33 protein-coding genes are annotated in these 26,239 nt (G+C 25.2%); 11 read left to right on the top strand and 22 right to left on the bottom strand.

The genetic code is table 11. The features are described from left to right. Positions 1 to 97: 97 nt before the first annotated feature. The 6 genes from QZ288_RS01745 to QZ288_RS01720 all read left to right on the top strand — a co-directional run bounded on the left by QZ288_RS01745 (position 98) and on the right by QZ288_RS01720 (position 4,617). Positions 98 to 367 (top strand): hypothetical protein, encoded by a 270-nt coding sequence (locus QZ288_RS01745; RefSeq protein ID WP_295154314.1) that lies wholly within the window; start codon positions 98 to 100, stop codon positions 365 to 367. 441 nt (positions 368 to 808) lie between these two features. After that, positions 809 to 1,009, top strand: coding sequence for a hypothetical protein (locus tag QZ288_RS01740; RefSeq protein ID WP_295154312.1), 201 nt, complete (start codon positions 809 to 811; stop codon positions 1,007 to 1,009). A 466-nt stretch (positions 1,010 to 1,475) separates the two neighbouring features. Further along, positions 1,476 to 1,697, top strand: a complete 222-nt coding sequence (locus QZ288_RS01735; RefSeq protein ID WP_008727272.1) for a DUF6290 family protein — start codon at positions 1,476 to 1,478, stop codon at positions 1,695 to 1,697. Positions 1,698 to 1,814: 117 nt separating this feature from the next. Further along, positions 1,815 to 3,152: an HNH endonuclease gene (locus QZ288_RS01730; protein ID WP_295154308.1), complete on the top strand. Its 1,338-nt coding sequence runs from the start codon at positions 1,815 to 1,817 to the stop codon at positions 3,150 to 3,152. Between the two features lie 101 nt (positions 3,153 to 3,253). Further along, positions 3,254 to 4,138: a hypothetical protein gene (locus tag QZ288_RS01725; RefSeq protein WP_295154306.1), complete on the top strand. Its 885-nt coding sequence runs from the start codon at positions 3,254 to 3,256 to the stop codon at positions 4,136 to 4,138. 2 nt (positions 4,139 to 4,140) lie between these two features. Then, positions 4,141 to 4,617, top strand: a complete 477-nt coding sequence (locus QZ288_RS01720; RefSeq protein WP_295154304.1) for a hypothetical protein — start codon at positions 4,141 to 4,143, stop codon at positions 4,615 to 4,617. A gap of 35 nt (positions 4,618 to 4,652) precedes the next feature. Here QZ288_RS01720 and QZ288_RS01715 read toward each other — a convergent pair whose 3' ends face one another. The 18 genes from QZ288_RS01715 to QZ288_RS01630 form a co-directional block, all read right to left on the bottom strand. Then, positions 4,653 to 5,603, bottom strand: coding sequence for a site-specific integrase (locus QZ288_RS01715; protein ID WP_295154302.1), 951 nt, complete (start codon positions 5,601 to 5,603; stop codon positions 4,653 to 4,655). A gap of 70 nt (positions 5,604 to 5,673) precedes the next feature. Continuing rightward, a complete protein-coding gene (locus QZ288_RS01710; protein ID WP_047107870.1) occupies positions 5,674 to 5,841 on the bottom strand; it encodes a hypothetical protein in 168 nt (55 codons plus the stop codon). After that, a complete protein-coding gene (locus QZ288_RS01705) occupies positions 5,838 to 6,077 on the bottom strand; it encodes a hypothetical protein (protein ID WP_047107871.1) in 240 nt (79 codons plus the stop codon). Before QZ288_RS01705 ends, QZ288_RS01710 begins: the two co-directional genes overlap by 4 nt. Continuing rightward, positions 6,074 to 6,307, bottom strand: a complete 234-nt coding sequence (locus tag QZ288_RS01700; RefSeq protein WP_295154296.1) for a hypothetical protein — start codon at positions 6,305 to 6,307, stop codon at positions 6,074 to 6,076. Before QZ288_RS01700 ends, QZ288_RS01705 begins: the two co-directional genes overlap by 4 nt. Beyond that, entirely contained in the window at positions 6,300 to 6,512 is a 213-nt protein-coding gene (locus QZ288_RS01695) for a hypothetical protein (RefSeq protein WP_295154294.1), read from the bottom strand. The genes QZ288_RS01700 and QZ288_RS01695 overlap by 8 nt, the downstream gene beginning before the upstream one ends. 3 nt (positions 6,513 to 6,515) lie before the next feature. Beyond that, a complete protein-coding gene (locus QZ288_RS01690; protein WP_295154292.1) occupies positions 6,516 to 6,704 on the bottom strand; it encodes a hypothetical protein in 189 nt (62 codons plus the stop codon). Positions 6,705 to 6,714: 10 nt separating this feature from the next. Further along, positions 6,715 to 7,452 (bottom strand): SAM-dependent DNA methyltransferase, encoded by a 738-nt coding sequence (locus QZ288_RS01685; RefSeq protein ID WP_295154290.1) that lies wholly within the window; start codon positions 7,450 to 7,452, stop codon positions 6,715 to 6,717. A 156-nt stretch (positions 7,453 to 7,608) separates the two neighbouring features. Further along, positions 7,609 to 8,541: a hypothetical protein gene (locus QZ288_RS01680; protein ID WP_295154288.1), complete on the bottom strand. Its 933-nt coding sequence runs from the start codon at positions 8,539 to 8,541 to the stop codon at positions 7,609 to 7,611. Next, complete coding sequence (locus QZ288_RS01675; protein ID WP_295154286.1) at positions 8,538 to 8,768, bottom strand: hypothetical protein; 231 nt, start codon at positions 8,766 to 8,768, stop codon at positions 8,538 to 8,540. The genes QZ288_RS01680 and QZ288_RS01675 overlap by 4 nt, the downstream gene beginning before the upstream one ends. An 11-nt stretch (positions 8,769 to 8,779) precedes the next feature. Then, a complete protein-coding gene (locus tag QZ288_RS01670) occupies positions 8,780 to 9,049 on the bottom strand; it encodes an HNH endonuclease signature motif containing protein (protein WP_295154284.1) in 270 nt (89 codons plus the stop codon). A 41-nt stretch (positions 9,050 to 9,090) separates the two neighbouring features. Continuing rightward, on the bottom strand, positions 9,091 to 9,417 hold the full coding sequence (locus QZ288_RS01665; protein ID WP_295154282.1) for a nucleotide modification associated domain-containing protein: 327 nt from the start codon (positions 9,415 to 9,417) through the stop codon (positions 9,091 to 9,093). Then, positions 9,414 to 9,818 carry a DUF4406 domain-containing protein gene (locus QZ288_RS01660; protein WP_295154280.1) on the bottom strand — a complete coding sequence of 135 codons (405 nt, stop codon included), beginning with the start codon at positions 9,816 to 9,818 and terminating at the stop codon, positions 9,414 to 9,416. Before QZ288_RS01660 ends, QZ288_RS01665 begins: the two co-directional genes overlap by 4 nt. A 14-nt stretch (positions 9,819 to 9,832) precedes the next feature. Then, positions 9,833 to 10,087, bottom strand: a complete 255-nt coding sequence (locus tag QZ288_RS01655; protein WP_295154278.1) for a hypothetical protein — start codon at positions 10,085 to 10,087, stop codon at positions 9,833 to 9,835. Between the two features lie 49 nt (positions 10,088 to 10,136). Further along, positions 10,137 to 10,463: a hypothetical protein gene (locus QZ288_RS01650; RefSeq protein ID WP_295154276.1), complete on the bottom strand. Its 327-nt coding sequence runs from the start codon at positions 10,461 to 10,463 to the stop codon at positions 10,137 to 10,139. A gap of 46 nt (positions 10,464 to 10,509) precedes the next feature. Further along, positions 10,510 to 11,367, bottom strand: a complete 858-nt coding sequence (locus QZ288_RS01645; protein WP_295154274.1) for a DnaA/Hda family protein — start codon at positions 11,365 to 11,367, stop codon at positions 10,510 to 10,512. Next, complete coding sequence (locus QZ288_RS01640; protein WP_299245660.1) at positions 11,333 to 12,277, bottom strand: hypothetical protein; 945 nt, start codon at positions 12,275 to 12,277, stop codon at positions 11,333 to 11,335. Before QZ288_RS01640 ends, QZ288_RS01645 begins: the two co-directional genes overlap by 35 nt. Positions 12,278 to 13,228: 951 nt before the next feature. Continuing rightward, positions 13,229 to 14,503, bottom strand: a complete 1,275-nt coding sequence (locus QZ288_RS01635) for a substrate-binding domain-containing protein (RefSeq protein ID WP_295154270.1) — start codon at positions 14,501 to 14,503, stop codon at positions 13,229 to 13,231. Positions 14,504 to 15,015: 512 nt separating this feature from the next. Next, entirely contained in the window at positions 15,016 to 16,197 is a 1,182-nt protein-coding gene (locus QZ288_RS01630) for a cation:dicarboxylase symporter family transporter (RefSeq protein ID WP_295154268.1), read from the bottom strand. Between the two features lie 252 nt (positions 16,198 to 16,449). On the opposite strand from QZ288_RS01630, the gene ispF reads away from it, so the two are divergent. The 5 genes from ispF to rsmG all read left to right on the top strand — a co-directional run bounded on the left by ispF (position 16,450) and on the right by rsmG (position 21,349). After that, positions 16,450 to 16,920: a 2-C-methyl-D-erythritol 2,4-cyclodiphosphate synthase gene (gene ispF / locus QZ288_RS01625; protein WP_295154266.1), complete on the top strand. Its 471-nt coding sequence runs from the start codon at positions 16,450 to 16,452 to the stop codon at positions 16,918 to 16,920. 18 nt (positions 16,921 to 16,938) lie between these two features. Continuing rightward, positions 16,939 to 17,919, top strand: coding sequence for a squalene/phytoene synthase family protein (locus QZ288_RS01620; protein ID WP_295154264.1), 981 nt, complete (start codon positions 16,939 to 16,941; stop codon positions 17,917 to 17,919). A gap of 99 nt (positions 17,920 to 18,018) precedes the next feature. Then, a complete protein-coding gene (locus QZ288_RS01615) occupies positions 18,019 to 19,953 on the top strand; it encodes a tetratricopeptide repeat protein (protein ID WP_295154262.1) in 1,935 nt (644 codons plus the stop codon). A gap of 48 nt (positions 19,954 to 20,001) precedes the next feature. After that, a complete protein-coding gene (locus QZ288_RS01610; RefSeq protein ID WP_295154260.1) occupies positions 20,002 to 20,718 on the top strand; it encodes a hypothetical protein in 717 nt (238 codons plus the stop codon). A 4-nt stretch (positions 20,719 to 20,722) separates the two neighbouring features. Then, entirely contained in the window at positions 20,723 to 21,349 is a 627-nt protein-coding gene (rsmG, locus tag QZ288_RS01605) for a 16S rRNA (guanine(527)-N(7))-methyltransferase RsmG (RefSeq protein WP_295154258.1), read from the top strand. Here the strand turns inward: rsmG and QZ288_RS01600 are convergent. The 4 genes from QZ288_RS01600 to tgt form a co-directional block, all read right to left on the bottom strand. Continuing rightward, positions 21,339 to 22,370, bottom strand: coding sequence for a lysylphosphatidylglycerol synthase transmembrane domain-containing protein (locus tag QZ288_RS01600; protein WP_295154256.1), 1,032 nt, complete (start codon positions 22,368 to 22,370; stop codon positions 21,339 to 21,341). The genes rsmG and QZ288_RS01600 overlap by 11 nt on opposite strands. Before the next feature lie 29 nt (positions 22,371 to 22,399). Beyond that, positions 22,400 to 23,917: a DUF5312 family protein gene (locus QZ288_RS01595; RefSeq protein WP_295154254.1), complete on the bottom strand. Its 1,518-nt coding sequence runs from the start codon at positions 23,915 to 23,917 to the stop codon at positions 22,400 to 22,402. Between the two features lie 100 nt (positions 23,918 to 24,017). Next, a complete protein-coding gene (locus QZ288_RS01590; RefSeq protein ID WP_295154252.1) occupies positions 24,018 to 24,839 on the bottom strand; it encodes a tetratricopeptide repeat protein in 822 nt (273 codons plus the stop codon). Positions 24,840 to 24,907: 68 nt separating this feature from the next. Continuing rightward, complete coding sequence (gene tgt, locus QZ288_RS01585) at positions 24,908 to 26,026, bottom strand: tRNA guanosine(34) transglycosylase Tgt (protein WP_295154250.1); 1,119 nt, start codon at positions 26,024 to 26,026, stop codon at positions 24,908 to 24,910. Between the last annotated feature and the right edge of the window lie 213 nt (positions 26,027 to 26,239).

The following is a 26,239-nucleotide window of genomic DNA, read 5'->3' as shown; positions in this document are numbered from 1 at the left end:
ATTATTGTTAATTCTTTTTAAATTGCCAAATTGTTAAATTGGTTATTTTTATAATTTTTTATCAATAAAATAATATAATTCAAAAAAGGAGATTTTAATGGATTCTAGAAATGGTATTACTATTAATTTTAATCAAGATATATATAGATGGATTGTAAAAATGGTTGAAAAAGCTAAAGCAGATCCTCTAAATTATTCTAATTCTACATTTGGAGGTTTTGTGCAGGCTTGTGTTGCAAAAGCTAAAAAAGAGTACGAGGAAAAAGAAAGCGAAATACAAAAATTAAATAAAAGAGTATTGGAATTAGAAAATAAAATTAAAAGAATTGACGAATTAGAAAATAAAATTAAAGAATTAGAAAAATGAGATTGATACCCCCTAATAAAAAAGTTATCGCCATGTATAAAAGACTCCCCACTCGTTGCACCGATTGAAAGCCTGTAGAGATTTTACCCACCCCCACCAAGCAAATATAAATCAGTTATAATTCACATAAGAAAAAATTAAAATAAATTATTTTTTTTATTAAATTACTATTGACTTTTTGATTAAATATGTATATAATATGTATATATTCAACGAAAGGAGGATATAAAAATATGGAAGCTATAACTTTCATAACTGCAGTGATATACTTGTTAGCGGCAATTATATCATTAGTTAATAGCATAAGAAAATAAGCTATTAATAAGCAGTAGAAAGCGGTTGGGGTTCCGATAAGCTCCAACCGTAGCTTCCATATAAATATTATTATATACAAATATAATAATAAATCAATAACTATTTTTATTTTATGGAGAAATTAACATGGAAAAAAAAGAAAATAGAGGCGGTAAAAGAGAAGGTGCTGGAAGACCTATCAGAGATATTAATAAAGGTAAAATGAATAGACATAATATAACTATGCATGATGATATATGGGAAAGTATAGTAGAAAAGGCTGCAGAACTTAATTTATCAGCTAGCCAGTATATAGCTATGATACATAAAGAATATATAAATAAGTAGAGCCACTGCGTAAGCCTTTGCGGCAGTAGAATTAGTGTTGCGATAATTTGTGTTATCGCAACAATTTCTATTTTAAAAAATAAATTAATCTATATTAAATCTTTAATTAAATATATTTATTTTTGTAGAAAAAGTATTGACAAAATCATCAAGTGTGATATAATATAATTAATCCTAAAGAAATGAAGGAGGTAATTATGGAAGTCTTAACTTTCATAGCTACAATTATTGATATCCTGACACTTATCGTAATTGTGGTTAAGCTAATAAAAATTAAAAAATAATTTTTATTAGTTATGAAAGGGAGCTAAGTTAGCCGACTTGGCTCCTGACTTCCATAGTTAATATTATATACATTATAAAGGAGTTGTCAAGATGTTAACAACTGTAAATGCAATATTATCTGTAGTATCATTATCACTCAATATAGTAGTATTAGTTCTTTTATTAAAAAGAGGTCATAACAATGGATAATAAAAAAAATAGTTGGGGTGGTGCTAGAGCAAACACAGGTGGAGCTCGTGAAGGTTCTGGTAGAAAAAGAATAACAGAAGATAGGCTTGACATTAAATTATATATGCGTGTTAGTGAAAAAGAACAACTCCTAATAAAAGAAAAAGCAGAGCAGAATAATGTCAGTGTATCTCAATATATTAGAGATGCTGTATTAAAAGAATTAAATATATAATTTATTGATTATAGGTGTTGCGATAATAAAGGTTATCGTAATATAAATTAATAATAAAGATTATTAGTGAAGTTTTTAACTTTATCAAAAATATAATTTATAACAAGGAGTTTTTATATGGAACAATTATATATACATATTTTTTCATCTAATGTTCGGACATTAGGTATACCTTTTGCACTACCTGTGTTTAAGGAACAATTATTTAATTTTTTTAAAATTTGTGGATTCGATATAAAAGAAGTAGAAAATAATAATATAGAATATCAAAACGTAAAAAAAATTACAAAAACTGATATTTTTACAACTTCATTAACTAACTTTATATCTAAATATTATTCTAATTATAAGAGATTTTATCAATTAGTTAATGTATTTATAAATTTTAAGAATGATGAAGATTTTTTTATGTATCTATTCATTTCAGAAAATAAGCAATTAGGAGAAGATAAACTAAGTCAAATTTCTACAGAAATGATATCAATCATTAATAATTCATTAGGAATAGATGACAAATATTTTAAAGAAAAAACATATAATATTACTAATGATTATGATTGTACAACAAGTAAAATATACGAATATACTAATAAACATACTTATGAAATTGAAAATAAGGGAAAAAAATGTAAATATTGTGATAAATCTGGAAATGAATATTTTAATAAAAAAGCACACATTGTTCCAGAAAGTTTAAATGGACATTTATTAGATTCAAGAGAATGTGATATATGTAATGGTTTTTTTGGTAGTAGTATAGAACTAGATTTAATACGTTTTTTAGATCCATTAAGAGCCTTACTTGGAATATCTGGTAAAAATGGAATACCTGAAGTGATAGATATATACGGTAATAAAATAATATCAGAATTTAATAACGAAACAAAAATAAGAGAAGTAAAAATGATACCTTCAAATGATATTACCGAAAAAAATTTTATATTTAAAGTAAATGTTAATTTTCATAATTTGTATAAATCTTTAGTAAAAATAGCGTTAGGTATAATTAAAGAAGAAAGTACACATATTTTTTCAAAAACTATAAATTGGATAAAATTACCTGAAAGCACCAAAAAGATTCCTCCATTAATATATTATTATCACAATAGATATATTCACAGACCTTGTATAGATATTTATATTAGTAAAAAAACAGATAATATTGATATACCATATTCATTTGCTATGTTACATATACAAGGATTAAGTTTTATATATTTAATTCCAACATTTAATGAAAAAAAAGATTTTTCAAGTAAAATAAATATTGAATGTTTTATTAAAAATTATTTGTCATTCTTACCTGAAAATAAATATTTATTTATAAATTGTAATGAAAATAAAGAAAGAATAACAGAATACGAATTTTATGATAATAAGAATAAAAATATGAAAATAAAAATTAATAAATTAATACCTGTTTTTGATAAAGATGGGAATATTTATGAAAAATAAAATTCATATATTTTATAAAATTTATAACTTGTTATATTGAATTGATAATTTATATATGAATCAAATAATATAAAATATGATAATAAATATTTGGGGTGAATATGGCTAAAAAAGAAATTAGGTTAAAAGCATATTCTATAGAATTATTAAATAATATATCAGATATTTCAACATTAAAATCTGATTTAGAAGAGTATTTAATAAATATAGGTAATACATTAGAAAAAAGGATGATGCCTATAGGTAAAATAGATTCCACAGATGATGTAGATTTTATAAGTTGGTATAAAATAGATGCTAATAATATATTTGGATGTATATTAAGAATGAAAAAAGGTATAGCAAAGAGTATTCTTAAAGAACAGTTACAAGAAAATATGATTTCTTATGAAACTATAGAATCAAAAGAAAATGAAAAAAATAATATAGAGGGTTTTGTAGTAAATAGATATTATTTTTGTCTTAATAATAGATATTTAATATTAGCGTTAAAACATAATATAGAAATTTTTGAAACATATATTAATTATTTAATAGAAAAAACTAATAATAAAGAATATAGTATGGAAAGTTTAATAAAAGAATTAAGTTTAAAAAAAGAAGAAGATTTTATAAAAAAAGTTGTTTTAGGAAAAAAATCTAATATTACAAAAGATATAGCTAAAAAAATAACAAAGGGAAAATTTTTAAAAGATATTCTTAAAACATTTAATACTTTTGAAGATTATCAACTTGATGATATATTAGAGGCAACTATTATTTTAACAGTAAAAAAGCCAGATGATGCTAAATTAATTTTGAAATCAATTCCAAGTAAGTATACAAAAGTTATTACTTCTAGTGGAGAGGTTATAGATGGAGGAAAATATAAAGCTAATCAATTAGTTAAAGTATCAAATAATAATAATATTTTAGTTGAGGAAGAATTAAGACAATATATGGTATCTTTTTTATATAAAATAACTAAAAATAATGGAAATATATAAAAATGAAAAAAATATTAATAAGACTTTTTATCACATTATTTATATCATTTATAATATCTATTTTATTGTATATGATAAATATTTTTATAATAAAATATAGTAATGTTGATATAGCTACAAACAATATTTTAGATGTATTATTTACAGTAATAGGTATATTATTTTCCGTTGGATATAGTATAATAATTGGATTTAGTCTAAGAGATATAAAAAATGAAAAATATATAAATAGATTTAAAACTAACTTAAATAACATATCAATTACATTATCTGTTTATTTTACAACATCAATAATAATATATATGATTTCTAAACTGGAAATATTAAAAGATTTTGATAATATATACTTTTTTATAAAAATATATTCCACATTAATTCTATCTTATATTATTTTATTTTTAACATATAATTTTTATATAATACAGAAAACTAAACTTCAGATAGAAGAACAAATAACAAAAGAAATCAATATAAAATGAATATTTCGATAACAGTAATTATCGCAACTTAAATATTATTCTGCCTCCAAACTTTTTAAATATATTCCTGTTATAGCTATAGAGCTATGATTTAATGCCTGTCTAATAAGTTCTATATCTTTGGTTTGTTTGTATAGGGTAACAGCGAAATAATGCCTTATATCATGTATAGAGTAGGCGGCTTTTATTTTACCTTGATTATATAAACGCTTTGAACTTCTATAAAATATGTTCCTTATTACTTCAGAGCTTTTATTTTTGAAAGGATTATTAAAAGAAAGATTATTCTGTTTTAATAATTTAATAACTTTGTCAGTAACTTTCCAGCTTATTTCTTTTCCTTTTGAATAAGAATAATATTTGAACGAACGTTCCCCTGCGGGATTATTTCTTATTTCTAAATTAGGTAAAGCACCAACACGCACACCGCATTCCATTATAAAAATGATGGCCACTTTTATAATCGGATCTGATATATCTTTAATTATTAATTCAATTTCTTTTTTAGTTGGTACTTCCAAACGTTTTTTATTTTTCACAGGAGGACGAGTTTTTGTCCCTCGAAAAGGATTTTTCATAAATGGATATCTTCTTTCTAAAAATGAAAAGAAAGAAGAACAGGAAGAAACTAATGCACGTACACTTAAATTAGAAAGCTCACTAGAATTAACTTCTGTTATAAAATCATCAGCTTCTCTGGCTTTAATAAATAAAATATTTTTATTATTCATTTTACAGTATTCCTCTAGTTTATTAAGTCCATTTTTATACTGTCTTTTTGTGTGATTGCTTTTTGTTTTTGAACATTGCTTAAAAAAGTTTTCTTTCTCTGTTTCATAATCTATCTGCTTAATAAGCTGCTCTTCTTTCATATAGTCAAGTATATTTAAATAGTTAGCTTGCTTTACTAAAATCGCAGCCTGCTGTTCAGTTATTATATTATTATTGCTTTGTAATATTAGTTTATTGTTTTTTTTAGAAGCCATGTTTATACCTTTACATAAATTAAAGACAAAAGCCCTTATATATAGAAAAGAATATAAACTTTTATAACTCCTAATTTAATTTTATTACTATATCACAAAGTAAAGCTGTTATATTCGATAAAAAGAAACAAAGTAAATAGAATGCCTTAGCAATGTCATTTTTAGATGTTATACTAATAAAAATACATATAACACTGAATATTCCAAAACTTATAGAACCAATTTGATAAACAATCATTTATATATCTCTACCTTACTATAATAATTTTCATAAGCTAATTTTCTAGGAAGTTTTGACACTCTCTTAAATAATAAGCATTGATATTTTTTACCAACTTTTATGAATATTTTTAATCTTGCTATAACATCTTCTTCCTTTTTATAAATTATCTTTTTATGCCAATCATATCTAACACGCCTTTTTATTCGTTTATAAATAGCTTTATATTTATTAGCTTTATTTTTTAAAGTCATACTCTTACATCCTTATTCAATATATTTTCTACTGTCTGCATATAAAACTCTAAACTATGATTACACTCTAATCTTTCATTATTAATAGTTACAAACAGTTCATTTTTCTTTCTTACTTTTTTATAACTAACATTAATATTTTTATATTTATATTTTAATATTCCTAAAATATCATTCATTCTTCTGAACTCATCATTTACATCATTATAATAAATAATAGCTTTAACCATTTTCTATATCGTTTACTAAATCAAATAATGATATTAAAATATTATAATATTTATCATATTCATTTTCAGTTTCACATTCTATTGTAGTAGGCAATCCGCTGTCTAAAGTAAATATTTTTATAGTCTTTTTATTTTCATCAAAATAAATGTTTGATATACAATTTATATTAATTAAATATTTTTGAATAAAAATGCCTTTAATCATAAATTATTCCTCATCTTCAAAAATTATCGTTGTTGGTAATCCTGACTGTGCAATTCTTAAAATACAATCTTCACATAGATTTAATTTCTTTTCTTTCGATTTTATTTCTTTACCTTCTTTATTTTTACCTTCAATAGTTATTGTTGTTTCTGGTAAATAATCAAAATTATTTTTGCATATATAGCAAATCATTTTATAACCTCTAGTTATTAGATAAAAACTGCATATCTTTTATCGCTGTTAACATCTTATTACAATGTTCTTCTATTTGAAGTCTTTGACTGCATCTATTTAAAATATATCCGAGTGTATAAAACCTATCAAAAACTTCCATACTTAATGTATTGCAATGCTGTATTAAAGCAGAAGCTCCTATTAAGTTTAATTGTATGAATGACATGTATACGCACATCAAATCCACATCATTAATACTCCAGATTAATTTTTCTGAATAATTATAGCCTAGTTCTTCTGCTATCTGACATGAAGCTATAACAATTCCTCCGCTTCCTGCTGCTGGTTCATTGCAGTGAATAAAATCTTTATTTTCCAATAATGATTTATCAAAATTAATTTTATTCATACAGTATGATAATTCATAAGGTGTAAAAAATTGACCTTTGAAATCATTTTTTAATTCAAGTTCTTGAAATAAAACTCCTAATACATCTTGATATCTATTATTCTGATATTCATTTGCTAATCCTAATTTAAATGCATTAAAAAGTTCCATTTCATTTTTATCATAATTCACAGTTATTTTTTTTAATTGTTCTATTCTTTTTTTCTTATCTTCTATATTAAAACTTATACCTACAGCAATATTTAATGCTGTCATAGCTATAAAATCATAAAACACTTTAGCTATAGTGTGTTTATAAGAAACATCTTTTAATATGTCATATAGATTTTTATATTTAGATGATTTTAATTTTTTCATTTTTTATTCCTTTCATTCTTTTTTATATATATGTTGTTTTCATTACTATTATTAAGTTCTTCTATAATTAAATGTATTTTTTCTCTATCTTCTTCAGATTGTTTAAACTCCCATGAATAAGGCTCTTCTAAATCGATAAGTTTAATAAAATGCTTTTTAATAATCAAAAAGCATTTTATTGCCTTCACTATCCACTTTATCACCATCTGCATCAAAGTCCCATCTATTTAGATTACCTTCATCTATAGCTGAACTTAATGGATCTTCTTCATTCTCCTCATCTATTCTATAATTTGAATCATCTTCATCTTCTCCGAAAGAGATTATTTCATTGTTTTCTTTTAATGTGTCTTCAAAAGATTTATTTTTTCTTTTATTAATTTCTTCTTGTATATCTTCTTTATAATTATTAAGCATTGTTACTTTTTTTAATTCTTCTAATTCTTCAAGAGTAAGTTCTGATAACCTTCTTCCTTTTGTTATTTTATTTTCAAGTTCACGGCTACGATTAAACTTTCTGCCTTGTAAAATATGCTTTGCAGTTTCTGAATATCCGCATATAGAAGCTAATTCACTTTCCAATAAAACTATTTTTTCCAATTCCTCATCAGAAAGCTGTGTCATATCTCTTCCATTTGTTATATTTTCTATTTTATTATTAAGTTCATGTTCTTTTATATTTTCTATTATTGTTTTAGATTTTTCTTTATTTTTAGTGTTGTTATTATTACTGCTTTTCTTTTTTGATTTAGTCATACTTAAATCAAAAATACCTCTTCTGTTTAATTCATTTTTTATATAATCTTTATATCCTTGCTCTAGCTCATCATTATTGTACAACTCAATTAATTTGTCATCGCTAAATAAATTTAAATATACATCTTTACTAGGACCATCTATAGGGCATCTTGAATAGTCTTTTTCAGAAGATTTACAGTTATTATCAATATTTTCCTTTGTTTCTTTTTTACTAACTGTTGATATAAATCTCTGTATAGCATTCATAACAGTATTGGCTTCTTTTATATCATCAGACATAAAACTTATACCAAAACGCCCTTTTTTTTCTATAAAGTTTAGCTCTCTCATTCTTTATTTCCTCTTTTATTTTCTAATTCTCTTTTTTTCATTATTGCTTTATCTATCATAATTAAAAATACATTTGCTGGTATATTTTCTTTTTTACTTACAAAGTCTATAAACTCAGATAATAAATATAAAATATCTTCACCATTCACATTTTTTACATCAATTAATACTTTTCCTTCTGATGCATCTTTTTCCAAATGTATATATTCTTTATTATCTGTTTCCATAACTAACCTCATCAATAATCTTTCTTTTTATTTCCAAAAGCTCCGTCTTCCTTTGCTGTTTTTCTGCTATGACATCTTTTGCATAAAGCCTGCAAGTTGCTCTCATCATAAAACAGCGGATCATCTTCACTTTCTATTCTTTTTATATGGTCCACATGTTCAGCAAAGTTATGGCACTCAGGAAAGTTTTTACAAAGCGGATTTTTATTTAAAAAACTTTCTCTCAATGCACGCCATTTTTTGCTTTGGTATCTTTTATATGCTTTTTTATCACTTCTCATTGCTGCCGCTCCTGCGTGCCGTAGGCAATGTTCGCCTCGACTTATAATTCCCCAGATAATAAATTATCTGGGCGGCTCGGCTCACTCCTCTTATTACTGCCTTGTTCTTTCAAATAAATACTAAAAAGAACCGCATAGCCTGCTATATCAAGTACGGTGTCAATAATACTTTCTTCTGTTCTTATTTCCTCTTTTAATAAAAGAAGATTTTTTAATCTGTTTAATTTATCTTCTATTCGTATTAATCCTATATTTCTGCCGTACTCATTTAATGTTTTATCATAGCTGTTTCCATAATCTTTATTTTTAGCTGTCAATAATTTTTTAAGCTCTTCGCATTCATTAATAATTAAATCCTCTTTATTCATTTTTTTTTCTCCTTTTCGCTATCTTCTATATATTTATTATAAAGAAGAGTATCATACATTAATTTAAATTCGCTTAGTTCTATCATATTAATATTTAAAGCTGTGCAAATCATTTTCTCCAGCATAACTCCTTTACTTTTTTCACTTCCGTTTTCTATATCTACAAGCCAATCACAGTCTGCAAGAAGTTTTATATCTGTTTTAAGATAATCTTCCCATTTTCCTGTTTCATTCAAATGATCATAGTCGCAGGGTACTATTACCTCGACAGGTATATCTTTATTTTCTGTCCACTTCAATATTTTTTCTTTAGCATCATAAAACTCCTTTTGATATTCTGTTTTTTCCTTACCGCTAATAGCTCCTGATAAATATATTTTTAATTTTTCTTTTTGACTCATTTTATTAACTCCTATTATTCAAAAGTATTTAAATCTATAGATATTTTTTCATTTCCGATTTTATAGCCGTCTTCTATTTCATCAGCTATATAATTAAATACTTTCATCACTTCTTCCTTATTTTCATTTTTATAAATATAAAATCCTGTATTCTTTGTATCTATATATAAAGAGTAAACATTATCATCTTTGCTAGGCTCTTTTATATACATACCTTCAAAATCAGTTATATAATTTATTTCATCTTTAGTTCTTATAAGAATAGTCATATATTATCTCCTAATTTCTCAACATCTTATTTACAAGTTATCAACATTGTTAACAGTTTATTAACATACCTTTGTCTTTTAATTGTGTTATATACTTTTCTTTTAATTCATTCATAGTTTTATAATCTGTTATCCAGCCGTCATACATACATAAATAATCTCCTGTCTGCAAACTTTTTAACCAATTAGAAAAATGTATATCCCAATCATCTCTTTTATAATCTGGCTCGTAAGTATTTAATAACTCTTTTAATTCATCTGTTATTAAATTAGCATAAGCAGGTTCTCCTAGATGTTTAATGAACTTTTCTAATTCCAAACAGCCTAATTCAAAATACTTGCTAGTGTTAATACTGAATACCATCATTTTTAGCATTTTAATTCTCCTATATTTTTAATAATCAAAATAATATTTTGAATATTTAAACTGTTATCAATTCTTTAGACTTTTGCATTTCAAGTTCTATAATATTCAAGTTCTTTAATCTGCTTGTAAGTCTGCCTTTAATTTCTTCAATATTATCTTTCCTTGTTTTTATATTTAAGCTGTTCATTAAACTGCTATAATTTTTATTTGATGTAAGGATAGCAGTTTTTTCTAATGATCTTATTTTATCAAATAAGTTATAATATCCTTCTGCAGCATAATGAAACCCCACGCTGTCAATATCATCAATCATTATAATATCCGCATATTTAACATTATCTATTTTATTATTTATACTTAATTTCAAGTCTCTGTCCTGAGCATTTTTATTGAATAAGTTTTTATGCATATCTTCAAAACTAGATGCTCTCATATACAATGCCTTGATATCATTAATAGCATATATCTGCCATAACATTTTAAGCATTGTGGTTTTACCTGTTCCGCTTTCTCCTTCCAGATACAGCGAGTTCATACTTCCTAATGCTAAATATTTTTTTATACTGCTTACCAACTTTTGATTATTAAATCTGTCTGAAAAAATATCTAATGTCATATCACTATCTAAAGTATCAAATATCATCTTATACTTTTTTATTATTTTTTCTAAGTCTTCTAGTTTTCCTTTTATCCTGCTTTTTTCATCACTCACACAATGACACATAATAGGAATTAGATTTTCTTTAGAAGATGTTTTAGAATCAGTACCTATAACAAATCCAAACTCATCACATCTTGTGCAGAGAGGATCTTTGCCGTCTCTTGCTGTTTCATATAATTTCTGCAAATGCTTTTTATAACTTAGCAGGCAATAGCCGCTATCCGCAATTTGCAATTTTAGCATACGCTTCATGAATATTTCCTCCTTTTTCTAATTCATTTAATAAAGCATTTAATTTATCAAGTCCTCGAGGTATTGAATATTTTTTATTTTCTTCTTGTGTTTTATTTTCTTTGTATGTATTATTTTTTTGATTTTCATTTTTTTGACATAAAGCCATTCTTAATAAGTCTTGAAGTTTTAGAGAGTATCTTTTATTCAGTGATAATTTTAAGAAATTAAACTTTACTATAGACAAAGCTTCGTCAAAATTGTCATGCACACGTTTATTGAATATATCAATTAAAAAGCTAGTGTATATTTTATGGTATTTATGATTTATTTTAACGCCTATTAATTCTTTATGAAGCTCATTATATTTTTCTAAAAACTCTTCTCTCTTTTTATCCTCTTCTTTTTCTTCTGGAGTTTTTTCTTCTTCGCTTTTTTCTTTTTCCTCTTTGATTAATTTCGGAGGCTGTAAAGGTTCTGTGTTTATGTCTTCATTAAACAAGCTAGGCTCATCATATTTCTGGTCTACAGGTGCATCCATATTTCGTATTGCTCTGTCTTCTTCAACAAGCATCTCTATAGCTTTTTTTAATCCTGCGAAATTATATACCGTTCCTGTTCCTGCAAATCTATCACCTATGTAAACATTCCTGCTTGAGAAAGTTAAATAGCCTTTTGAAAACAGACTTTGTCGTTGTCTTGTATAAATGGTAGATGCAGGGTTGATTTCTTTATCTCTGATTTCTTTATCTCTTTTCCAGCTCAAACTCATTACAGCGATTATAAACTCAAACTCGCTTGCAGTAAGTCCTAATCTTTTTCTGTAATAAATTAATGTATTCGGTATAGAGGTAAAACCTCTATCAAGCATAGCATCGCCATACGTTGCTATTAAGTATTCGCTTTTTACTTCTGGTGTTTCTGTCATCATACTGCTCCGCATAAATATTTTTTTGATTTGTTTTCAAATGATTTAAATAAATTTCTGATGCCGCCAAAGGCGTACCTTCGGTATTGATTTGTTATTTTTTTAACTGATGGATAGTTAAAAGATATGCTCAGATTTATATTAAAAAAGTTGTAAAAAAACTTTTTATTTGCTTTTATTTTCGATATTTTTAAAAATTGATTTTGTTTTAAATCTAGTATGTTTTTTACGCATACTAGATTTTTTATTATGTCGGTTAGTGGAAATTTTGAAACTCGTACCGCTTTCCATATTCTTTTGAAATTCGTTAAAATAATAATTTTTTATTATTGTTATCGATAAACTCGCTTTAAAATAGCTAATAACCTTCTTATTGTCGGTTATTAGCTGCTCGTTTATCTCTTTATTTACTAATAAAAAACTTGTTCGTTAATTATTCCCTGACATTCTATGAATGTCAGGCACTCACAAGTTTTTTATTTTATTGTTATCGATAAACTCGCTTTAAATTAGCTTATAACTTCCTTCGTCAGTTATAAGCTGCTCGTTTATCTCTTTATTTACTAATAAAAAAACTTGTTCGTTAATTATTCCCTGACATTCTATGAATGTCAGGTACGCACAAGTTTTTTATTTTATTGTTATCGATAAACTTTTTTATTACTGCTAATAAAAATTATAAGCGTCTGGAAAGTTCGCCGAAGACGGATAAAGCTTTTTGCTGAAAGCACGCAGAGTAGCGAACAATTTTTATTAGTAATAATAAAAATAAACTCGCTTGATAATATCTAACAATTAATATTATAAAAATTGCTGATATTAGAGATTTGCAAAAATAATAGGGCTTATTTTATTAACAATCAGTTTATAATTACTAATAAAAATTGGGTATATATATCTGATAATTTTTTATAATATCAGTTATAATCTAGTTAATAAAACAATCATAAAACTTTATTTAATAGGAGTATATCCTGTTTCTTCAACTAAATACTGCCCTTGTTCTGAAAGTATAAAGTCTATTAATTTTTTAATATTGTGATTTTTATTTAAAGCCTCTTTGGTTGTTACAGCATAAAAATCATTGGCTAAAGGATAAGAGGAGTTTTGTATATTTTCTCTGCTAGGCTTAATATTATCAATAGATAGAATTTTTATCTCATTGTTTTTTACCATATCGGATGCAAAAAATAAAAATGAATATCCCAAAGCATTTTTTCTATTTCTGTATTCGCTTACTTTATTTATTATATCAAGCATTCCGCCGACTGCTACTGATGTATCAGGATTCATTATATCATTTTCTGCATTCATTGAAGACATAAAATTTATAAAAGCAGTCTGACTTCCGCTGTTTGCATTCCTTTGATAGGCTTTTATTTTCATATTATATCCGCCTACTTCTTTCCAATTATTTATTTTTCCTGTGTATATATTTTTTAGATTCTCTTTTGAAAGATTATCTATTTTATTTTCAGAGTTTACAAAAAATATAAATGCCTCTTTTCCTATAGGAGTTAATATTAATTCTCTGTTATTATCCTCAGCCTCTTCAATTTCATCTTCTGAAGGTGCAGCACAAAATATTAAATCAGCTTTATCATAAATAAGATTAATATAAGCATTATGAGTTTTTGAGCATAATACATAAACTGTATCATAACTGCTGTCTGATGCTACATCATAAACAGTTTCTATTTTTCCGTCATCATTAGTTACTATATAATTTTTATATGGTATCCACTCCAAAAACATATTATTTGTATCTGTGATTTTATAAACAGCATTTGCAAATGATGAATAAAGCGGAAATAATGCTGTAGCTCCGTCAAGTCTTGGAAAATTATTTGTTATTATTAAATCTGACTCATTTGTAAGTTTTGCTATTTTTGAATTGGCATCACTTCTAATATAGTCAAAAGGATAGTATAAATCAAGTCTGATATAATTATCAACTCTTTTTAAATTTTTTTCATAATTATTATAAAGAACAATAGAAAATATACTTATAAGTAATAATATTGCTGCAGATGAAAATATTATGATAAATAGTTTATAGTTCTTTTTTACAAATAATATTATAGAATTTATTATAAAAACTAAAGAAACTGTAATTATAATAAAAGCCGTATTTTGTCTAAAAATCATAGCTATTATAACAGAAATAAAAATAGATATAATAGAAATCGGTATTAAAATAACTGCTAATATATTTATTAATGTTTTCATATTTCTTACTATATTTATTATTTGATTATTTTAATATATAAACTTTTAAATAATAATATCATAATATAAATTAGAAATCAATATTTATTAATTAAAATAAATTGATGAAATAATAAATTAAAAAAAGTAATTATAAAATTTATTTTTTACAATATTTGCAATACTGCCCTATATATTTACTGCTTATTTCAGAATTGATAATCATTATATTTTTTATAATATTTTCTGTAATTATAGATTTTATTAAACTTTATAATCACATAACCGCATCCAGAACGAAACTTTTTAATTAATAATAGATTAAGCGTGCATTCAATAAATTAAAAAAATTAATAAAAATTTGTGCGTATATGCTTTTTATGTTTGAGTATCATATTAAATAAAGCATTTATTATAAAACTATATTTTTAATTATAAATTACGGGATTAAAAAATATAATATATATAAAATAAAAGGATAGCCTTATAGTGAGAACTATCCTTTTATAATTATTTTTATTTAATTAAATAATTTATGCAGCTTCTTTTTTAATCTTAGTTTGATAGAACCAATCAACAAATACAGCTATAGCATTATCTCCTGATACATTAGCAGCAGTACCGAATGAGTCCTGAGTTAAATATAATGCTATCATCAAGCCTTGTAATTCTTCTCCTGTTATTCCAATCATATAAAGAAAAGGCAAAGCACTCATAACAGCACCTCCGGGAGCACCGGGAGCTGCAACCATAGCTATGCCTAACATAAGTATGAAAGGAAGTATTGAACTGTAAGTAGGAGTTTGTCCTAAAATTAATATAACAGCAGTAGAACAGCAAGTTAATGTTATCATAGAGCCTGCCAAATGTATAGTAGCACAAAGAGGTATAACAAATTTTCTAATCTGTTCTGATACTCCGTTTTTTTCTGCTGCTATTAAACTTACAGGTATAGTTGCTGCACTGCTTTGAGTACCTACAGCGGTAAAGTATGGAGGAATCTGATTTTTAATAAGCATTATAGGTGATTTTTTTCCTATAATACCAGCTATTATAAATAAAGCTGTAATATAAAGTATATGAATAGTAATAACAACAGCAAATACTTTACCGAATATCACAAGTATATGCTGTATGCTTCCTGCATAAGCTAAATTAGCAAAAGTTCCTAAAATATGCAAAGGAAGTATAGGTATTATTATATTTTTTAAAATTGCCTGTATAACTTCTTCTGAATCTCTTACTATAGAAAATAATTCCTCTCCTTGTTTTTTAGGTCTCAGCATTGTTATCCCAATACCCAAAATAAATGCAAATACTACAGCAGATGTAACATCAAATAAAGGCTTAAGAGGTATAGTAAAATAACTGCTTAATCCAGATTCAATTTTCACACTGCTTAAAGCTGAAGCACCTAAAAGAGAAGGAAAAAGACTTGAAGCTACTAAAAATGCTATGCTTCCTGCTAGTAATGTGGAGCTATAAGATATAACAACTGTAATTCCTATTAATTTACTAGCCCCTTCTGTAAGGTTTGCAATACCATATCCTATAAAAGCCACTATCATAAGCGGTATAATGAAATTCAAGAATAAACTGAATATACTGCTTATAGTTACAAAAATTCTAACCACAGGTGCAGGAAGAAATATACCTGCTAATATACCAAGAATTATACCTATAATAATTCTTGGTAAAAGACCTATTTTGTTCATTTATTTTCTCCGTTTTTTTATTTTATATTTTCTACTAGTATTGTATATTTTTTTCAAGCATTCAACTAACATATATGAATTTTAGATTTTTTTACTATTAATAATAATATATTATAATTTTTTATAATACAAATAATACTTATTTTTTAATTCCATATTGTTATGATTTAATTAATTAAACATCTATGCAATGTATTTGACAAAATAGTTTATTTTAGTATAATTTAAACATACAATTAAGGATATCAGTAAATGAGAATAGGATACGGATATGATTCGCATATATTTGCAGAAAACCGCAAACTAATATTGGCAGGCATAGAAATTCCTTATGAATTAGGATTAAAAGGACATTCTGATGCTGATGCAGTTATTCATGCCCTTATAGATTCTATATTGGGTGCATTAGCACTTGGGGATATAGGAAGCCATTTTCCTGATAATGATGAGCGGTATAAAAATATCTCTTCTATGGAGCTTTTAAAAGAAGCAGTATGCATAATGGAAGAAAAAAAATATTCTATATCTAATACTGATATAACAATTATATTAGAAAAGCCAAAATTGAGAAATCATATAGATACTATGAGAGAAAATCTATCCAAAGTTTTGAAAACTGATATAGAAAATATTTCAATAAAAGCTAAAACTAATGAAAAAATGGATTCTATAGGCAGAGGAGAAGGCATTGCAGTTCATTGTGCATCATTATTAAAAAAATAAAAATTTAGGAAAAAATATATGGCATCTAAAATTAATACGAAATATTTACTTGATTTAGTTTCAAGAAGCTTTGCTTTAACTATACCATTACTGGATAAAAATAAAAAAAATAAAGTAGAAGTGCAGTATTTACTTGCAAGAATAATAGATACTATTGAAGATTCTATGCATAGTCATCAAGATAAAGAAACATTAATAACAGGCTTCATTAATATATTAAAAACAGAAAATATTGATAATCTTGAAAATTTCAAGAAGGTGCTTATAGAAAACAGCATAAATGAAAATGATAAAGTTTTAATAGAAAATGCAGATACAGTTCTTAAACCATTTTTCACTTTCAGACAAGACATAAAAAATATATCTATTTCATATTTAAGGGAAATGGGTTATGGTATGATTTATTATCAGGATCATACTATATCAACATTTGAAGATTTAGATGATTATTGCTATTATGTTGCAGGTACTGTGGGACTTTATCTTACAGAACTTGTAAAAATACTGGATAATTTAGAGTTAGATAAAGAAAAAGCTAAAAATTTAGGAAGATTTTTACAGAAAGTTAATATTATAAAAGATGCCAAACTGGATTATAAAGAAAAAAGAGTATTCTGGCCCCTAAGTTTATTTGACAATGAAAATCCTGCACCTTATTTTGAAGATGGTGCTTATATGGATAAATCTATGGAAATTTTAGTAAAAATGATAGAATCTGCTATGAATGAATTTAAATACTCTGTAGAATATATTATGTCTATAGATAAAAAAGCTTTAGGATACAGACATTTTTGTTTGGTGGCAGTGCTTATGGGATATGAAACAATAAAACTTATGAAAAGTAATTATAATATATTTATGGGCGAAACTGTAAAAATACCTAGAAAAAACACATTGGAAATAGTTACAAAAGTTAAAGCAGATTTTTATACCAATAAAAAATTAGAAGATTTGCTTGAAAAAGCATTTGATAAAGAATCTGAAATTCCTATTAATTAATATATATCAATTCTTTCATAAAGCATTATTTTTTTATTGATATAAATACGAACATATATTAAAATTATGTAAACTTTAAATTACGGAGTTATAATAAATATGTTAATTAGAAAGTATGCTGTCATATTGATAGTTTTTATTATTAGTATATCTAATGTATTTTCTCAAACCAATAAAAATGAAGAAGATATATATAAAGATTCAAAATATATAAAAAATGAAGAAGAGGCGAAAGCTGCTTATAGTTTAGCTTTATTTTATAAAGAAAGAGCATTAGCTAATAAAGTTTACAATGAACAAAATATAAAAGATTTAGAAAGTGCTAAAATACTGCTTCAGGAAGTTTTAAAATATATTCAAAATAAGGATATATATATAACATTATCCGAAACCTATGAAGCTTTGGGAGAATATTATGAAAGCTCAAAGATTTATGATAAATTAGTTATTGATAATAATGAAGATATTGATATACTATTAAAAGCTGCTGAAAGAAATATATTTATTCTTAATAATATAGATAAGGCAAGATATTATTTAGAATCTGCTTATGAAATAGACAGCTCCAATAATGATGTTTTAATATTATTAGGCTTTACATTCTATGATAAAAGAGAGCTTGAAAGGGCTGTATATTATTTTTCTAAAGCAGATGAAAGTAAAAAAGCGAATAATAATAATTATCTTAGTTATTATAATTTTTATTATGGTATGAGTGAATTTTATTTAAGCAGATTTTCTAATGCTATTAACAGATTAAATAAACTTAAAGATGTTGAATTATCACCTGCCGACAGATACAGTGCAGCTTATGGAATGGTAAAAAGCTATCAGGCTTTAGAGAAATATAATGAAGCTTATTCAAACAGCATACTTATAAATGATGCTTTATTTTTAAGTGCATATTTAAGTTTTATGTCAGATAAAAATGATGAAAGATTATTTGATATGATTGATCCTTCAGATCCTAATACCCCTAAAATATTATCTATAATTACAGAGGCTAAAACTTCAGGATACAGCAATGCTCTTAATATGATAGAAACTGATTTGGAAAGAAAAGAAATAGATTTAGATATTATACAAGCATATTATAAAATGGTATCCAAAATAGGAAATAATGAAAATAAAATAAATTCAGAAATGGATATAGTATCATTTTACTTTATGATTAATAATATAGATGCTCTTCCTAAACATATTGATAATTTGATTAGCTATGATAAAAGCGGAAAATTTAATAATTTATATCTGCAGGCTGCTTTAGAGTTTAAAAATCAAAATAATTTTCAGTCATCAAAAGAAATGCTTAATAAATATTTAGCTTTAGATAATAAAAATATAAAAGAAAATGAATTGGTATCATTAGTATTAACTGCAGCAGATATAGGAGAAAGCTATTTAGCCATAAAGGCAATTGAAAAATATGAAAAAGAAAAATATTCTTACAGCTATTTGAAAGCATATTCATCATTACTTAATAATGATAATGAAAATGCTTATAAATATCTAAATGAAGATTATGAATATTTCAGCAATAATAAATCGAATACTAATGATTATAGAATAAATATACCTTATATGACAGCATTATCATTAAATAATACAAATTCAGCTTTATTATATGCCAATTATAAATATTCTCAAAATACAAACTCAGCCGAAAATATAAATAGTTTATCTTGGGCATTAGTGTCATTAGGAGAAGACTTGGATAAGGCTATAGAACTTTCTAAATATGCAGTTAAATTAGAGCCTAATTCTCCGCATTATATAGATACTTTAGGTTTTGCCTATTATAAGAAAGGCGATTATGATAATGCTTTGAAAACATTATTAAAAGCTGTTTTATATATAGATGAAAATTCTAAAGCTGAAATATACAGCCATATTGCAGATGCATATTATGCTAAAAATGATTATAAAAATGCTCTTAAATATTATAGAAAATCAATATCTTCATATAAAAAAGAATTTGATTATGATGAAAATAGAATAAAAGATAAAATAGAAAGTTTAACAGATAAACAATAAATAGGTTTTATATTCTATACTTGACTTATTTTAAGAGGCTAATTAATAATGATAAAAAAGAATATATTTATTATAATATTTTTAATAATTTATAATTTTGCATTTGCTCAAAATGAAAAAGAAATAATAGAGGAGGCTTTCAGCAGATTTTCAAAATCTCCGTTTACTTCTGTATATTCATCAGGCGGAGCTTTTTACAGCGGCGATGATTTAGACCAGCTTCCTATGCTTGTTAACTATTATAAAAACAGCAATAATAAATATATAAATGTTGTTGATGGACTTTTAGGAAGTATGATAATGTATGCTAATGTTAATAATAATAATCTTACATTAGATTTGCCTGAACTTGAAGCACCTTTAAAAAGAAATTTCAATGAATTTGCATTAGAGGCTCCTATTATGCGTTTTCCTAAAGTTTATGCAGATATATTAGATTATAAATTTATAGACTTATCTAAAAAAATAATTAGCAGCAATATCACTTTAGGAAAGAATTGGCATACATTAAAAATAGGATATAATGACAGAGTAGATACTATAATTTTCTCGGCATCTACATATAGAGTAAGAAATTTCTCATCTGCTTTTTTGGATAATGTCGTTGATATAGAATTGGGCTCTTATACTACTGTTAATAATATACCATACCCTAAAGAGTTTATAATAAAAAGCAAAACAGATAAAAGAGAACTTCGTTATAATATTACAAATGTATCTGCAGGAGATAAGGCTAAGCAGGATGCTAAAAAATTAGGCTGGTAATTTTATGAATTATTATTCAGAATTAGAAAATATCAGCAATTTTTCTCATATAAATATCGATGATAATAAAAAAGAAAAATTAATTGAATATTCATCTCTTGTAATTGAGTATAATAAAAATATTAATATTACAGGGGCTAAAAATACTGAAGATTTTTTTTATTTTCATATAATAGACTGTCTTCTTGCTTTGGAAATATTTTCATCTTATGATAATATAATAGATATAGGCTCAGGTGCAGGGCTTCCTTCAATACCTCTTGCTATTGTATTTAATGATAAGAAATTTACTTTATGCGAATCCAAAAATAAAAAGGCAGAATTTTTAAGATTGGCAAAAGATAAACTTCAATTAAATAATATAGAAATAAAATGCATTAATGCTTATGAGATAAAAGAAAAATATGACACTATCACATCAAGGGCATTTTCTGATATATCATCGCTTTTAAAAATATTTAATAAGATTAAAAATAAAGACTCTAAATTAATAGCCTATAAAGGAAAAATAAAAAAAATAGAAGAAGAACTTAAAAATGCAAATATTCAAAAAAGTAAATATAATATAGAAATAAAAAAATTACAGATAGAAGATAAAGAAAGGCATATAGTTATAATATCTAATTTATAGGATTTTCTTCTTTTATTTTTGTTTGTGTTTGTGCATTTGCAGATGCAGCAGATTTTAAGTCTATGCCGAGCATAAATAAAAATATAAATCCTATTATTACTATAGGAACAATACCCATAATATGATATACAAGAGCATAAGGAGCAGCTATAGTTTTATCTACACCTATAAGCGAAAGTCCGAAAATTATAGCCCATTCAAAAGGTCCTATTCCAGAAGGTGCAGAAGGCACTGCAAAACCAAATCCGCCTATAGCAAAAATAAATAATGCTGTTATTGGGTCAGCTTTTATATTAAAAGCAGTTAATAAAAATCCTATTGTTAATATCTGCCCTATAAGATATAAAGCTGTATAGAAAAATATTAGAAATATATGTTTAGAATCATTTTTAAATCCTATTCCGTCTATAAAATTGCATGAAAACTCTATTAATTTGCTTCCAATATTTTTAGGCAGTATTGAAAAAACTTTATGAAAAACCTTATGAGCAAATTCTCTCTGCCATACTAAAAAAATCAATACTAAAAAACCAATTATAGATAAAATAAATAAAGCAATAGCAGCATAAGTAACTGTTTTAGGTAAATTAGGTATAAATATTACAGATACTGTTAATATAATTCCTCCTGTTATGACATCGAAAAGTCTTTCAGTAACAACAGAAGCTATCAATGCAGACTTACTTACATTTTCTTTAACACCTAATATATAAGCCCTTGCCACCTCTCCAAGTTTAGCAGGAAGTATATTATTTCCCATATATCCTATATAAGCAGCCATAACTATAGTTCTTTTTTTAATATTCTTTTCTAAAGGAATAAAACATTCCCATCTTAATCCCCTCAATGCTATTATTAATACGCTTAATATTAAAGAAATTATGAAATATGGAATATGGATATTTTTTACTATCTCAATAGATTCTTTTATATTAATTCCTCTGAAAGCAAAATATAAACAAATTATGCTTACGGCTATGCCTAATACTATTTGTATGATAGTTTTATAATTTTTATTCATTAATAATTTTCCTAATTAAAAAATGTTTTCTATCTTACAAAATTTTTCATAAGGGCAATAAAGTTATCAAAATCATCAAGCATATTATTTGCTATATCAAGATTAAATTTCTGCAGATATTGAACTTTATTTGAATTGCTGATTTCTAATTTAGTATTATTTTTGCAGTCTTCAATAATATTTTTTACTATAGTAGTTAAATCTATAACAGAATTATATACATTCAGAATAATTTTGCTTCCCTCAGAATCAATTTTACTAACCATAGTTTCTATCAAGTCTTTATTTGCATTTGCTTTATTTTTAGATATAATCCAAGTTTTCAGACGCTTAAAATTTTCAGATTCAGGACTTAAAGTAGCATCAAATTTTTGTATAGCTTCTCTTGTATCATTTAAAATATAAAAAGCATCTAATCCTTGAGAATTTCTATTTTTATCTATGAATTCAGCCCCTAAAAACATATCATTAAGAGCATCTTTATAATTTACATCAAAAATTTCTATAATAAATGTTTTTATATACTGAAGAGGTTCTACGCATGTAAATAAAGGACAGTCAAATTTTTCCAGCTGTTCATTTTTTTCTTCATTTACATTCTGCATTTTTATAATTTCTATGCCGTTAAACATTTTATTTCTCATACCTGCAATTTTACTGCTTTTTATATCAGAAACTATACTATCCATATCTTTTTTAAGATTATTTGTAAAGTCTGTTATATAATTTACAAATATATTAACATTAGAAGGACTGATAGTACATTTATAAGTAAAGTCTTTAAGCAGATAAACTATAATATCATGCATCATACTAGGAGACTGCAGATATTTTACCCTAGCTAAAAATGATTTAATATTCTTTTCAGGTATAGCAGGCATTCCTAAATACTGCTGAAAAATATTTAAAGCAGATAATAATTCTTTTCTTATAACAATAGAACTGACAGCATAATCCAGCTTTACTAAATCATCAACTATCTGCATATTAGAACTAGGCTTAAACTGAGGATTAGAGCTATATGCTCCGTCTACAAATGAAGGACAAAATGCCCTTAAAAAAAGAAAAAAATCAAAATTAGATAGCTGAGCAAAATCTTTAAGGAGATTAAAAGTTAAATTTATTTCTTTTCCGCTTTCTCCGCTTATGAATTTTTTAAACTTTACAAAATTATTTTTTATCTCATTAAATACATTATTAGGATTCTTACCCTCCTGTATTTGAGATAACATATAATCTCTATTTAAAGTAGAATATAATTCTTTTATTTCATCGCTAAAAGAAACTTCTATTAAATAATATGAAAATTGCTTTCCGTCTTTTACTATAAACTCTTCTTTTAACGGACCAAGTAAAGGACCTATAACTTTATACATTTCAAATATAAATTTAGCACAAGTAGTTGTTATAGCTTTAGTTTTCAAATCTACAAAATTATATTTATGCTTAGATATTCTGTCAGAATATTCTTCCATACGCATCTTTTCTACTAGTTCAGGAGTTCTTATATTAAACAAATTGTATTTTATATAATCAAAAAAATTCACCGTTGCAATCCTATATCTATTTTATAAATATTGTTTAATATATAATATACTAAATTAATTAATATTGAAAGTTTTTTATTCATTTTTTTATAATAAAATATCAGTCTTTAATAGATTCCAATGCTTTTTTAGCTTCTTCATAATTATTATCTATTTTTAAAGCCTGTTCAAAGTTTTCTATAGCTAATTTTCTATTTCCAATTGAAGCATATATAGAACCCATATTATAGTATATTAATTTATCATTACTATTAACTTCCAATGCTTTTTCTAAATATCTTATAGCCATTTTATTACTGTTTTTATTTCTATAACAAGAAGATATATTGCATAAAATATATGAGTTTTTCCCTTCATAATTGGCATTAGCCTCGTGAAAAAGAGAAAGAGCCTTATCATAATCTGCATTATTATGATAAAGACATCCTAATAAATTTATTATATCATTGGTAGGTTTAGCATCATAAGCAAAATTAGCATATTCCAAAGATATATCATATTCCTTCCAAGCATAAGACTGAAAAGCAATATAAGCACATCTTTTATAATCTTTAGGTATTATTTTTATATTTCTTGAAATTTCTAATGCCTTTTCTAAATACTTTCTTCTATTCTCTTTGTCCATTACAGATAAATATTCATATATAAAAGCATTTTCTTTGCCGTTATTTAATAGTTTTGTAAAATATGGTAAAGCATCATTATATTTATTTTTTTTCATATAAAGAAATCCTATCATATACAACGCTTCAGGATAATCAGGATTATTTGATAGAATAACATTATAATAATGCTCAGCATCATCAATTCTGCCTTCTTTAAGAGCTATTCTAGCTAAAATTGATAAAGTATTCGGGTCTTGCGGATTTTTAGACAGAATAGAATTATATTTAGCCAATTGCTTATCATATTTACCAGCCATAAATAAACTCACTTAATTATTTTTTATGTATTATAATTCTTAATAAAAATATAAAGAATAAATAATCATTAATAAAATTTTAACATCATATCTTTTCTATAATCGGAAAATATATCATTTTCAATAGAATTTCTCAATTCTTTCATAAATCTCTGCATAAATCTTACATTATGTATAGTCATAAGAGTAGAAAATAGTATCTCATGCGTCTTATCCAAATGATTTAAATATGCTTTAGAGAAATTCCTGCAGGTATAACAATCGCATACATCTTCAAGCACAGTATCGTCCATTCTATATTTAGAGTTTCTTATTCTCACAACTCCGTTCATAGTAAAAGCCTCTCCGTTTCTGGCATTTCTAGTAGGCATAACACAGTCAAACATATCTATGCCCTCCATAACAGCATTAAGTATATCACGAGGCTCGCTTACTCCCATTAAATATCTTGGCTTTTGCTTATTAGTATAAGGCATTACTTTAAAAAGTACTTCATGCATCTTCTCAGGAGTCTCCCCTACAGAAAGTCCCCCTATAGAATAAAAAGGAAAATCCATATTTACTAAAGTTTCAGCACTTTCTTTTCTCAAATCATCAAACATTCCGCCTTGTATAATGCCTCCGAGATATTGATATTCTCTGTTTTGAGTACTGTCATGATATTTTTTACATTCTTCAGCCCATTTATGAGTTCTAAACATTGCCTCTTTAACATAATCATAAGATGCATCATGTTTGGAGCATTCATCAAGACACATTATAAAATCAGCCCCTATAATATGCTCAGCCTCCATTACATTTTTAGGAGTAAAAAAGTATTTAGAACCGTCTATATGCGAACTGAATTCTACCCCCTCATTATTAATTTTTCTTAATTTTGCAAGTGAAAATACCTGAAAGCCTCCTGAATCCGTAAGCATAGCACCTTTCCAGCCCATAAACTTTTTAACGCCCCCGAATTTTTTTAATACCTCAAGTCCCGGCTTCAATACTAAATGATAAGTATTTGCTAGTATTATTTTACTTTCAGTTTCTTCTATCATAAGAGGAGTTAATGCCTTTACGGTTGCTTTTGTACCTACAGGCATAAAAACAGGGGTATCTATTTCTATTCCATTAATATTTATTTTTCCAAGCCTTGCTGAAGTCTGAGTACTGTTTTTTAGTACATTAAAAGTAAATGACATATTATACCTTACTTAAATATTTTATAATATTTTATATGAAAAATGATAAATATCAAATTTTATAAGCAAAAAATATTGTATTTTCATATTGCTTATATTATCATAAAAACAATTATAATCTAAATATATTTGATTTTTTATATATGAATTAGTTAAATATAATGCAGTTTATTTAAATAATAACTATAATAAGAATAATATATAAAATTAAAT

The sequence above is a fragment of the uncultured Brachyspira sp. genome (genome assembly GCF_910578695.1).
GTDB lineage: Bacteria > Spirochaetota > Brachyspiria > Brachyspirales > Brachyspiraceae > Brachyspira.
This window is presented reverse-complemented; position numbering and strand designations above follow the sequence as displayed.